The sequence below is a fragment of the Bacillus sp. AFS018417 genome, assembly GCF_002560985.1.
Taxonomy (GTDB): domain Bacteria; phylum Bacillota; class Bacilli; order Bacillales; family Bacillaceae_G; genus Bacillus_A; species Bacillus_A rhizoplanae.
On the sequence record NZ_NTTM01000019.1, the window covers coordinates 1 to 11,265 of the forward strand.

Annotated in this window: 12 protein-coding genes; 3 read left to right on the forward strand and 9 right to left on the reverse strand. The window is 32.8% G+C overall.

All coding sequences use genetic code 11. The features are described 5' to 3' along the window. The 3 genes from CN326_RS09640 to CN326_RS09650 all read right to left on the reverse strand — a co-directional run. Positions 1 to 469, reverse strand: a 469-nt coding sequence (locus CN326_RS09640; protein WP_255258117.1) for a DUF6454 family protein, incomplete at its 3' end; no start/stop codon positions are given. Positions 470 to 904: 435 nt separating this feature from the next. After that, positions 905 to 1,279: a hypothetical protein gene (locus tag CN326_RS25060; RefSeq protein WP_255258118.1), complete on the reverse strand. Its 375-nt coding sequence runs from the start codon at positions 1,277 to 1,279 to the stop codon at positions 905 to 907. 421 nt (positions 1,280 to 1,700) lie between these two features. Next, positions 1,701 to 2,684, reverse strand: coding sequence for a DNA-binding protein (locus CN326_RS09650; protein ID WP_098308676.1), 984 nt, complete (start codon positions 2,682 to 2,684; stop codon positions 1,701 to 1,703). A 357-nt stretch (positions 2,685 to 3,041) separates the two neighbouring features. Between CN326_RS09650 and CN326_RS09655 the strand changes: the two genes are divergently transcribed. Further along, positions 3,042 to 4,196: a tyrosine-type recombinase/integrase gene (locus tag CN326_RS09655; RefSeq protein ID WP_098308678.1), complete on the forward strand. Its 1,155-nt coding sequence runs from the start codon at positions 3,042 to 3,044 to the stop codon at positions 4,194 to 4,196. Positions 4,197 to 4,662: 466 nt separating this feature from the next. On the opposite strand, the gene CN326_RS09660 is transcribed toward CN326_RS09655, so the two are convergent. After that, the gene (locus tag CN326_RS09660; protein ID WP_098308680.1) at positions 4,663 to 5,541 is read right to left on the reverse strand and encodes an Rpn family recombination-promoting nuclease/putative transposase; all 879 of its coding nucleotides are present in this window, start codon (positions 5,539 to 5,541) and stop codon (positions 4,663 to 4,665) included. Between the two features lie 304 nt (positions 5,542 to 5,845). Here CN326_RS09660 and CN326_RS09665 point away from each other — a divergent pair, with 304 nt between their 5' ends. Then, positions 5,846 to 6,553 carry an IS6 family transposase gene (locus CN326_RS09665; protein ID WP_098308682.1) on the forward strand — a complete coding sequence of 236 codons (708 nt, stop codon included), beginning with the start codon at positions 5,846 to 5,848 and terminating at the stop codon, positions 6,551 to 6,553. Positions 6,554 to 6,774: 221 nt separating this feature from the next. Continuing rightward, on the forward strand, positions 6,775 to 7,428 hold the full coding sequence (locus CN326_RS09670) for a hypothetical protein (protein WP_098308684.1): 654 nt from the start codon (positions 6,775 to 6,777) through the stop codon (positions 7,426 to 7,428). A gap of 44 nt (positions 7,429 to 7,472) precedes the next feature. On the opposite strand, the gene CN326_RS09675 is transcribed toward CN326_RS09670, so the two are convergent. The 5 genes from CN326_RS09675 to CN326_RS09695 all read right to left on the reverse strand — a co-directional run bounded on the left by CN326_RS09675 (position 7,473) and on the right by CN326_RS09695 (position 11,201). Continuing rightward, a complete protein-coding gene (locus CN326_RS09675) occupies positions 7,473 to 7,829 on the reverse strand; it encodes a hypothetical protein (protein WP_098308686.1) in 357 nt (118 codons plus the stop codon). 339 nt (positions 7,830 to 8,168) lie between these two features. Further along, on the reverse strand, positions 8,169 to 8,594 hold the full coding sequence (locus CN326_RS09680) for a thioredoxin family protein (RefSeq protein ID WP_098308688.1): 426 nt from the start codon (positions 8,592 to 8,594) through the stop codon (positions 8,169 to 8,171). After that, complete coding sequence (locus CN326_RS09685) at positions 8,591 to 9,031, reverse strand: disulfide oxidoreductase (RefSeq protein ID WP_098308690.1); 441 nt, start codon at positions 9,029 to 9,031, stop codon at positions 8,591 to 8,593. The genes CN326_RS09680 and CN326_RS09685 overlap by 4 nt, the downstream gene beginning before the upstream one ends. Positions 9,032 to 9,476: 445 nt before the next feature. Then, a complete protein-coding gene (blaOXA, locus tag CN326_RS09690; protein WP_098308692.1) occupies positions 9,477 to 10,292 on the reverse strand; it encodes a class D beta-lactamase in 816 nt (271 codons plus the stop codon). A 222-nt stretch (positions 10,293 to 10,514) separates the two neighbouring features. Further along, the gene (locus CN326_RS09695) at positions 10,515 to 11,201 is read right to left on the reverse strand and encodes an IS6 family transposase (RefSeq protein ID WP_098308694.1); all 687 of its coding nucleotides are present in this window, start codon (positions 11,199 to 11,201) and stop codon (positions 10,515 to 10,517) included. Positions 11,202 to 11,265: the final 64 nt, after the last annotated feature.

An 11,265-nucleotide genomic window follows, 5' to 3' on the forward strand; every position in this document is an offset into this window, starting at 1 on the left:
CTTTATAAATGATAGATTGGCTGTTTGGGCGATATTCTGCAACAGGAACCCAAATTGATGTACCATCAAATGCAATTCCTCCAGGATGGTACATATCCCCTTCCCCAAGCTTTAAATCCTTTAGGAGCTTTCCTTCTTTGTTAAAAACAAATAGGTGACCGACGCCTTTACCAGGTGTGCGATCAAAACCATCTTTCGGCTGGTCGTATTTAACTGGTTTTTCAATGATTTCTACAGAAGACATGTAGTACAAATCTCCAACTTTCGTCATTCCTTGCGGATGATATGTGTTAAATTGCAGATCTACTTTTTCTTTCTGTTCCCAAACATTATTGCGAGTGAGTTGTTGGAATTTTTCTGTTAGTTGTTCCCCTTCTTTACCAGAATTAAGCGTGTCCTGCTTGGCAAACGCTGTTGTAGCAGTTCCGATAGCTAGAACGGTCGCTAGTGCAAAAATTACTTTTTTCATCATCCATCCTCCTCATTTTTAAATGGTTAAAAAAATTCAATATTCGGTCATTAATAAAATTGTTTAATCAGCTGGATGTAAACTTTTATCTAAGAGATATATTTACCAATTAAACAATTGACAGTTAAAGTTACTTCAAAACAAATCCAGGTGATATCCTTCGCCCAAAGTCATCTTGAATTTCCTCTTTATATAATGTCTTATTTACCTTACTAAAGAAATGTTAAGTGAGTGTAATTGGAGTGTCAGATATTTGTAAAAATTCTTAATACAACGCTTTTTAACTAATAGGAGGTTAGTGGAATAAGAAAAGATTAGTTTGTAGGTATTCCATAAGGGGGAATACCACACATCCATCAAGTTAATATTTTTAGTGACAGATTAAAATAAACGAACAAAAAATTGACCGCCATCGTTGGCGGTTTTTAATTACGTTTATACCATCATTCCCTCTATACTCGCTATCATCTCGTCTAAAACTTGTTCCTTCAAATATAGAAACGCTGCTCGCTCTTCTGTCGTCATTCCACGAAAATCATGTATACCATCCAATAGCAACCAAGGCGCATCACCTACGATATTGCGATAACGTTTCCGCGATATTTCGTCAGGTATCATCGAAAGCATTTCCTCGAGATTGGAAATCAGGAACCGCTTTTGATTTCTATCGACAAGATATACCGCCATATAACTCACCGCTTTATGAATTTCAAAACGATATGTATTATTCCCACGCTTTACTTCTGCAATGTGCCATATTAACTCTTGTCCTTCTGATAAGTATAATTCACACTTTTCCAATTGCTTCATTTTCTCTTCCTCCTATTACATTATTATGTGTAAAATTTTAACAAGTAAATATTAACGATATATTAAGCGGTTATAAAATTTCGGTATAGATTTACGGGTTCTGGTGCAAAAAACTAATCATCAGATTCGCCATTAAATCATTTTAAGAACACTAACAATACAATTACACTTAAAATCAATATCGTTACTTAAAATCAAATCTGATAAGTATTTTGTAATTTTAATGAAAATCTTGTATGAGACTTTATTTTTGCTCATACATTTCAGAGGATTGTAGTCATGCTAGAGTTTAATAATTTATTGAATTAATTAATTTCTACCTTTACTGCTAAAGTATTTATAGATTATTGCAACAAAAAAAGAACCACTAGAAGTACAGTGGTTCTTTTTTGATTGGCATCTTTCTAATGTGATGAAGATTTTAGTGTTTATACAACATATGTTGATTAATTTTATCTCGGATTGCACTTGCAATAAATTCTTCAATAGAACTGTTCGTCTCTTTTACAATTTTTGTAATCGAATGGTATTCATTGCTTGTAATCGTTACTGATTTAGTCACGCTGCTGCTATCTAAATACACGCTATTATTAACCCGTCTTGTTAGTTTTCCTTCTATTACATAAGGGGTTAAACAATCAATCCATTCTACCTGCATTTGCATTGGTAATTGAATAATAGATTGACGAACATCAAAATACCAGAATCCATCTTCCTCAGAAACCTTAATATTTCGTGGTGATACATACTGTAGTACTAAATCAATTAAGTGAAAAATATTACTACGTAATTGATCTGATTTAGGAAAACGAAATTTTACAAACTTTTGATGATGACTTCTTGGTTTATCTGATAGAACATATGAGGGCTTATACCCCATTTTAGTTGCATCCTCTAGTGTCATATTGTTTCCAAACTCATCAAGAAGAACAATATCCCCACGTTTCGGAATAGATATAATGCGTGCTAATTTATTGCCCTCCATAAATTTTTGGAACAATACTACACTATGCTTTTGTGAGAATGTATAGAGGGTAGTTGCCTGATCCAATTGTTGTACCAATCCGTGTATTTCTTCCTCTTTTACAAATTTCGTTTCACGATTACGATGTTTCTGTATAGTACAAGTCAAATCCCCTTCTTCTATCCACTTTTCAAGCTGATACATACTCACATTATAATCTTTGGTTGCCTGATATAAGGTAATTCCTTCTGTTTCACGTTCTTCTTTCAATTTTTCTATATCTTCTCGCTTAAATAAAAAACTACCATCTAAACGCCAGGTATCTCTATTAATTGGATTTAATTGGCCTTGCTTCATAAGAGTATTGAAAATGAAGCTACTAATTTTTAAATAAGCCTTTACTTCATTTGTATTCATATTCATTTCTTGCATTTCAAACATTCTCTTTCCTCCTACGAGTAAGCTTCTTTTATGTGAAATTTATAATTTTATTATGTAAAGTTAGGTTACTAAAATATATGATTTAATTTAATTATAACACAAGTAACACTTAATTTATTTTTAAACATATATAAAAGATAAATTCATTTTCTAATTAAATTATCTTTTATATAATTAGAAAACATATAAAAGATAATATTAAAAAATAAATGAATAATAACCGTAGAAAATGAGCAATTTTCTATGGGTATTATTCATTTACTAATAATTAGAGTTTAATTTCTTTATACAACTAGTTTTATATGTATTTAGGTTATAATAGTAATAGATTGTAATTCCGTTAGGAGTTGATATAAGATGAAATTTGAAATAAATACACTACATAAGGATAGTTTTTTAGAAATTATTGAAAAACAAGAATTTGCAAATATAATTGCAATTTGGAATGAAGATATTCTAAAACAAGCGGAGCAAAGAAAAGAAACCAATGAGCGAGAAGATAAACAAACGTATGATGGTTTTTCTGATGAAGAGATACTTTACTACTATTTAAACCGACAAACTCATTTTGATAAGGAAAAACGGATAAAGGATAATTCACGTATTTTATATGCACGTGATCTAAGTCAATTCTATTTCTTTATTAAACAAAGCACAGAGTTTTTGCAACAAGATGTAAAAGATTACGAAGATGGTCGTGTATGGAGGAATCTACGAAAACGTCATATCCGTAACTACCAGAGGTGGTTGTCAGAGGAGGCAGTTTCCTATCAATCCAAGGAGAAATACAAACCATCAACAATAAGTAGAAAGCTAGGTGTAATTCGATCCTATTTAAAATGGTTATATGAAATTGGATATATTCAGGAGCCACTTCATGTGGAAGTATTGCGCACCACAGTAGGCAAGCATCATAAACCAAAGAGGGATTTATCTTATGAAGAAGTAAAGCAATTACTTCGCTATTATCAGGATAACGAGATTAATTATGCTTTATTATCTATTCTTGCGACAACGGGGTTACGTGTTGCGGAAGTTGCTCATGCGAAGTGGGAAGACCTTGAATTTGATTCAGTACGTGACCGATATTACTTGACTGTAGATACAAAGGGGGATGGTGAAAGAATTGTTTCTATTAATAAGGAGATTTTTCATCGTATTGTTGCCTTTCGTATACGCCGACGACTTCCTATTAATATAGGGAATAAGAATGGTGGTACCATCTTTCAAACCAAAAATCATACAGCATATCGAGAAAATTATTTATCTCAGTACATTACAAAGATTATTAAGGATACGGATCTCCGGTTTACGAAAGATATTCGGATAACCCCTCACTTCTTTAGACACTTTTATGTACAGTACTTGTACGATTATAAAGAGTTACCACCACATCTTATCGCAGCCGCAGTAGGTCATAAAGATGATAGAACGACAAAAGAAAATTATTTAAAGCAACGTTTAATCAAAGATAATGATGCGGGGAATTTAATTGGTGAAGATGAATTTTAATATGTAATTAATATATAATAAATCAAAAGAAAACGGGATGAAATCGATATTGTTCCATCCCTTTCCCTTTCTTTTTAATTGTTTTTAAGTATCTATACCGTATAGACTTCAATTTTTGTAGGATTAGAAAAACGGCGTTCTAATTCTTTTTTGATTTTTTCAATAGCAAAGAACTCAGAGGATGCATATACAGTGATTACTTTTTTTCTAAAAGTATTACCCGTTATTAAAATATATCTTACTGAATATGATGAAATCACACTCTCACCCTTTCGCATATCTATTGTGTTTAAGATATATGCCGATAGGTGTGGATATATTCTCAAAAGATATAAGATATGCAGGCAACAGAACCAAAGAACCGCTTCTGAATAGATACAGGAGCGGTTCTTTAGATGTAGTTACTGGATCCATGGTTTTTTTCTATGAATCCTGCAACAGTAAAAAGCTTTTATAATTCCATGCATTATAATAATATCTTTCGGACTTCTTCTGTACTTAGACCTGTGAATTTCGCAATGTCTTCTAACGGCATACCATTCTTATGCATACCACGAATTAATTGGAATTTACCTTTTTCTAAACCTTCTTCTAAACCTTCTTCACGAGCATGTGCTAATTTGGCTTGTTCATCTAGAAGTAACTTCTCACGAGCTTCATAAGCTGTTCGGAAAGAAGAGTCATGGCTCATATTTTCCCATTTACTTATTGCCTTTTGTAAAATTGGATCTTGATTCATAGCAATCTCCTCCAATGTTTGAGTTAAATGTTCGTCTTCATGTGCTGGTAATAATAACATCCAACGAACAAACGCATTTTCCCAAGGATTCACTTTTTCTTCACGCCATTGTCTCACAAGTTTTGGAATCTCTACGAAATGAATTTCAATGTCATTACTTAAGATTTGTTGTGTGTTCGTATTCCATAACTGTCCGATTGTATGAAAGGATTCATCATTAGAAAATAGTATGAAATCTAATAAATTAATGGTGATTGTTTTGCGAAGTGAACGATATGGCATTCCTTCTTGCATTTGGGACGTATAGAGTTTACTCCAATAATATAAAGAACGTTTGATCATATCATGAGTATTTCGAAGCTGAATTTCTATATTCACTTGCGTTCCGTTCTCTAGTGTTGCTAATAAATCTAAAATGGATAATTTATCATCTTCGTAAGCCTTATGAAGATGCGGGTCTTCCAATTGTAGAGAGACAATTGGTTCATCTAAAGATTCTTCTAAAATGGCATTTAGGAGCCCAGTTAAAATCTCTTCATTCCCTTTCGTGCCAAACAACTGTTTAAAAGCAAAATCAATGCGTAAATTTACCAATTTAGTGGACATGGATTTCCTCTCTCTGTCTATATTATCTCTTGTTCTTATTGTACATAAAAAAAGGTGAAACATGCAAACATGCTCTGGTTCTGGTGCAAAGTTTCTTAACAGATAAAAAATTGGGCTGATTACAGATGGATTTTATATGGTTCTGGTGCAAAAGCCTAAGGACAATTGCAATGAATCTATAAATCTTGGACATACTGTTACTATTACTCTAGAAAGGGTGCGTGATTGGTATGGTTCTGGTGCAAAAAATCTATCAAACTTGGACATACTGATACTATGACTCTAAAAAAGGGGTGTCATCGGTATGAAAACGAAAAATTTGTTCAAGTGGAAACATTATCAGTCTGAAATTATCCTTCTTACAGTGAGATGGTACTTACGGTACAATCTGAGTTTTCGTGATTTGGTGGAAATGATGGAAGAGCGTGGTGTACCCATTGCCCACACTACCATTATGCGTTGGGTACACCAGTATGGTCCTGAGTTAGACAAACAAATTCGTCGTCACCTCAAGCAAACAAATGACTCCTGGAGAGTTGATGAAACATATATAAAAGTAAAAGGTCAATGGATGTATCTGTACCGAGCTGTCGATTCGAAAGGAAATACGATTGAGTTTTATCTAAGCCAAACAAGAGACCACAAGGCTGCAAAGCGCTTTTTCAAGAAAGCTTTGCGGTCTTTTCATGTTTCTAAGCCGCGTGTCATAACAGTGGATAAAAATCCGGCTTATCCTATAGCAGTTGGAGAATTGAGGAAGGAAAAAAACATGCCATCAGACATGCAACTCAGACAAAAGAAATATTTAAACAATATCATGGAACAAGATCATCGTTTTATCAAGAAACGTGTTCGTTCTATGTTAGGATTGAAATCATTTCGTACTGCCACTTACATACTGAGTGGCATAGAGACGATGCACATGATGAAAAAAGGACAAACTCTCCAAGGGGAGAAATCTGTCCGAAATCAAGTGAACCTCATTCATCAACTATTCGGCCTTCCAGCATAAAATAGATTCTACTAGGAAACTTTTCACCTCTCTATATATCTTCTGAAGTATTTGCACCAGAACCGTTTTTCACACGTTGATTTATAAATTTTCTCAACATAAAAATACATATATTTCTAATGGACATATTTAAAACTATAAACTATTAATTTACAATTATTTAAGAACTATACAGTAGAGTTAAATGTATTAATAATATTCTGTAGTAAAGGAGCGTATAAATGAAAAAAATATTTTCTTTCCTAATGGTTGTATGGGTGTGTATATTTATATCTGCTTGTTCCAGTCAAACAAAATCAGAGACAGAAATAAAATTTGATAGCGAGAAAAATGCTATAAAGTCTAAGCACAATGTAAAAGTTAAGGCTTATAAGGAACCATTAACTCAAGTAGGAGTCAAAGCGGAACATCCGCTCGGAATATTTATCTTAAACCAATTAAGTGAACCAAATACGACGATTGAAGTAGACCCACTCCATATCCAAGTGGAACGAATTAAAATCGCACGGAGTACAGAAGTAAGTGAAATCGGCAAGTATAACCTGAAAGAACGAGGATTGAATACAGAGGAAATGAACGTGATTCAACTAACAACCACCTTAGAAAATACTTCCGATCAACCACTTGATTTAGGAAAAGGGCCCATAAAAACACTACTTTTAAGCAGCGGGGAACAAGTAGATGTGTATAAAATGAACGCGGATCCTAAAGATCGGAGTTTAAAAGCAAGAGAAAAAATTAAATTTACGCTAATCTGTTTCCTATCCCAAGCTCCAAAGGATCTAAGGAATGTAAAGGTGACTACAGATGTGGTGCGAGACCAAATGACACATAATGAAATCAGCTCTCCAAAAACTGTAGAAATTAAAATGTAAACAAGAAAACAGCCTTGCATAAGGCTGTTTTCATTATCTTATGATTAAAATGAACAATATTCAACAACTGGACCAGATGTACCAGTCTTAATAAAATAATCAGGAGCATAACCAGTGTCAAAATCGCCGCGCCAAAAATCATCATCTACCCAATCCCAAATTTTACTTCCATTGTAGTATTCACCATTAACATAGCAGTATAAATAGAGATTGTGTCCATCTGGAATATTTGTTTCAGTTCGTGTACCTTTTATTGTTGGAGTCTTACGAAGGTCTAAACCTGCACCACCAGTCTTTTGAACTGGATACAAACCATCAGCATAGGTTACCGCTTGATTTGCAAATAAAACAGAACCAGCCACTGCAACTGAAGCTATTGAGAATGCAATCTTTTTAAACATGTCTTACCTCCTATTATATTTTATTGTAATAGGGGATTCTCCCCCTCATGCCTATCAAGATGAAGTGGGTGAATATTCAGTTTTCTTTGGTAAGCATGAGGGGGGTTCCCTAAAAATATATTGCTCTACTATAAAATATACAAAATTGTTGGTAAAAACAAGAATAAAAAGTAATATTTGGTATTTCTCAACTTTTTTGATTTTAGAATACTAGGATTCATCCTATTAATATTACATATTTCCAATGAAAGAAAAAACACTCAATTGAGTGTTTTCCATGTTGATAGCAAAATATGATTAATCAAATCCTTTATTTACATAAATAAAAACTTCAAAAACTCATTTATTATTCTCAAACCAGTTTTTAAACGTTTCCCTTGACTGCTCTCCTAAAATTCGGTTTATTTCTTTCCCGTCTTTGTAATGTACAATGGTAGGAGTCCCTTTTATTTGAAACATACTCCATCCTTGTTTATATTTTCCCAGATTCATAACTTGCATATCAATATTCATATCTTTTGCCATAGGAATTACAATTGGAGAAACCCTTGAGCAATGAAGACAGGTTGTCTGGTAATAATAGATTATTTTTTCTTTTTTATTTGAGAGATCTTGCTGTAATTGTTCAGGCGTAATTTGGTTCTGATAATAATTTATCTTTTCTATACTTGTCGTTTTTTCACTTTTCATTTCCTTCTTAGCTATGACAGTAATAACTGCAAATACCAATATAACAGCAGTGATAAAAATAAGCATTTTTTTCATACATTTCTTCTCTCCTTGCTTATTTTAATAAGAATAACACTACAAATAATAATGATAAGAAAAGCTATTAAAGCAAGAAATGGGATCGTGATAAATCCAAACCAATCTAAGTAATCGCCTGTGCAAGGTACTCTTCCACATGTTGCACTACTTGTAGAAAAAAAGGAAACTTTTTGAAGTAAATAATGATATACAGATATACATGCACCTATGATAGCGATTATCAAACTATAAATCCCAATTTTATAATCCTTTCGTATAATAGCTGCTCCTAACAAAACAACTAATGGATACATAAGAATACGTTGATACCAGCATAATGTACATGGTTCATATTTCATTATTTCGGAAAGATATAAACTTCCAATGGTTGCAATAAAAGAAACAGCCCATGCATTGAATAATAAGTATTCTAGTTTTTTTTCTGTATTATCCATGATTTCAGCCTTTCTTATTTGAGACATATAAATGATTTAACACTTGAAAGTATTAATATACAGGGGACTGATAATAACCAATTTAAAGGTTATTATAAATTATTGATTGATTATTTCGAATAGTTATGTCGAAAATAACTATAATTTTTATATTGAGAAATTTTTTCAGGTTCTGTTGTAGCTTTGAAATAATGTTTGATTAAAAACTTCTTACAAATCCGCATTCTATGGTAAACCAAAAGACTCCATTTTGAAAAAAAGATTGATCAAAATGGAGTCTTTCTTTGTGATTGGGTCTTCAGTTTTTGTAAAAAAGTTTGATCATTTTCTATCTGTGTTACTCCAGAATCGCGTCCGATTGCTGAACAACATAAAAAGTATATTTCTTTTTCTGCTTACTTTATATAGATATCATGTATTGAAAATTCAGTACATGATATCCTATTTATTCTGTAATTAAGCGGTATTTCTTTAAGATATCCAATGTGATGTTTTTAGCTTTTGTACCCGTACTATCAATGTTTGTTACAAAAACATAAGAACGATTGTCTATTTTTATAAATCCAACAAACCAGCCTAATCCTAAATCAGATAATCTTGTCCCCGTTTTTCCGTAAAGTGTGTAGTGATTTCCTTCTTCTTGGATCATCATTCGTTTAACAGTTTTCATTACAGGTCTATCAAACGGAAGCTCTTCTTTATACAACTTCTCGATAAAATCAACTTGTTCAAGAGGACTAATTTTTAAAGAGCTGCTTAACCAGAAATGGTCAATTCCTCCACTAATATCCTCGTTTCCATACGAGATTTTTTGTATCCAATCATTCATACGTTGCTCTCCAATATCCCTAGCCATTTCCTGATAATACCAAATAGCTGATTCACGCATAGCCGATCCAAGGGTATGATCACGGTTCCATGTATCAAATTCACGTTTTACACCATCCCATCGTTTTACATCATACTCATCTCGAACAGCTTTGACTTGTAACCCAATTAAGGCATTAGGGACCTTAAATGTAGATTCCGGGGTTTGTCTTGTGTTAGCTCTTTCCTGATTGTAGACAAAAGTTTCTCCAGTATTAACATCACGTAATATAAACGTTCCATTATGATCAGAGAAAAATTCAGCGACATCTAATTTTTTAACGTTAAGTTTTTCTTTAGAAGTAACTTCTTTACTTGGTGTTTGAGCTTGAGCTGTAAAACCTATTATCCCTGTAAACAGTAAAAAAATGAACAGGTAAATCAATTTTCTCATTTCAGACACCTCATTAAATTATTTGACAGGTATATTCTATTATTAAAATTCAGAAAATTCAATAATAAATAAGTGAATGATAGCCAAATTGATAAAATCAAAAAATTCATATCCCCCCTGATTTTAGCTTGTATTTACTTAGTATAAAATTAACATAATTCATCCGGTTCTGTTGCAAAGTTTCAAAAAGCATAAACAGGTGTTGCTAAATGGGGGAAGTATTTAGACAGTGATTAATAATTTGTGTAATTCATTATACGTTGAAAAACCGAAGTCTAAGTCAAGACTTCGGTTTCTTTTATATAGAGCATGAATGGTTTCGATTCCTTTTATCGTACGTGAAGCATGACGAAGGTTTTGAAATCCTGCGGATTTGGTAAAACGCCTTTTGACATGCCTATGATCCTGTTCGACGAGATTGTTCAAATGTTTGATTGTGCAATGAGTTGTATTTGAATAAAAACCTTGTTTTCTTAATTTCTTAAATGCGCAAAGTAATGCCGGCGCTTTGTCTGTTGTTAGAGCCGTTGGTTCGCCAAATGTTTTCACTAATCTTTTCATAAAGGCATAAGCAGCCTGATAATCTCGTTTTTTACGAAGTTGAATATCCAATGTATGCCCGTCTTTATCTATTGCACGATATAAATAACACCATTTTCCTTTGACTTTTATATAGGTTTCATCTAGCTTCCAAGATAATTGGACGTTTTTATTTTTCTTCTTCCAAATTTGATAGAGAAGGTTTCCGTATTCATGAACCCAGCGCATGATAGTTGTTGGGTGAACTGAGATTCCACGTTCTTTTAAAATTTCAGAGACATCACGATAACTTAAAGAAAAACGACAGTAGTAGCCGACGGCTACCAAAATAATATCTTTCTTGAACTGTTTTCCTTTAAAATATCGCATTTGTGTTTCTCCTTACTCTTTTTTCTAGAGTGTAATCTCATTTAGAAAACTTTGCAACAGAACC

Bases quoted from the DNA above. Each gene is read 5' to 3' on its own strand.
- CN326_RS25060 (WP_255258118.1), bottom strand. From the start codon at position 1,279: ATGAAGCAATTGGAAAAGTGTGAATTATACTTATCAGAAGGACAAGAG.
- CN326_RS09650 (WP_098308676.1), bottom strand. From the start codon at position 2,684: ATGTTTGAAATGCAAGAAATGAATATGAATACAAATGAAGTAAAGGCT.
- CN326_RS09655 (WP_098308678.1), top strand. From the start codon at position 3,042: ATGAAATTTGAAATAAATACACTACATAAGGATAGTTTTTTAGAAATT.
- CN326_RS09660 (WP_098308680.1), bottom strand. From the start codon at position 5,541: ATGTCCACTAAATTGGTAAATTTACGCATTGATTTTGCTTTTAAACAG.
- CN326_RS09665 (WP_098308682.1), top strand. From the start codon at position 5,846: ATGAAAACGAAAAATTTGTTCAAGTGGAAACATTATCAGTCTGAAATT.
- CN326_RS09670 (WP_098308684.1), top strand. From the start codon at position 6,775: ATGAAAAAAATATTTTCTTTCCTAATGGTTGTATGGGTGTGTATATTT.
- CN326_RS09675 (WP_098308686.1), bottom strand. From the start codon at position 7,829: ATGTTTAAAAAGATTGCATTCTCAATAGCTTCAGTTGCAGTGGCTGGT.
- CN326_RS09680 (WP_098308688.1), bottom strand. From the start codon at position 8,594: ATGAAAAAAATGCTTATTTTTATCACTGCTGTTATATTGGTATTTGCA.
- CN326_RS09685 (WP_098308690.1), bottom strand. From the start codon at position 9,031: ATGGATAATACAGAAAAAAAACTAGAATACTTATTATTCAATGCATGG.
- blaOXA (WP_098308692.1), bottom strand. From the start codon at position 10,292: ATGAGAAAATTGATTTACCTGTTCATTTTTTTACTGTTTACAGGGATA.
- CN326_RS09695 (WP_098308694.1), bottom strand. From the start codon at position 11,201: ATGCGATATTTTAAAGGAAAACAGTTCAAGAAAGATATTATTTTGGTA.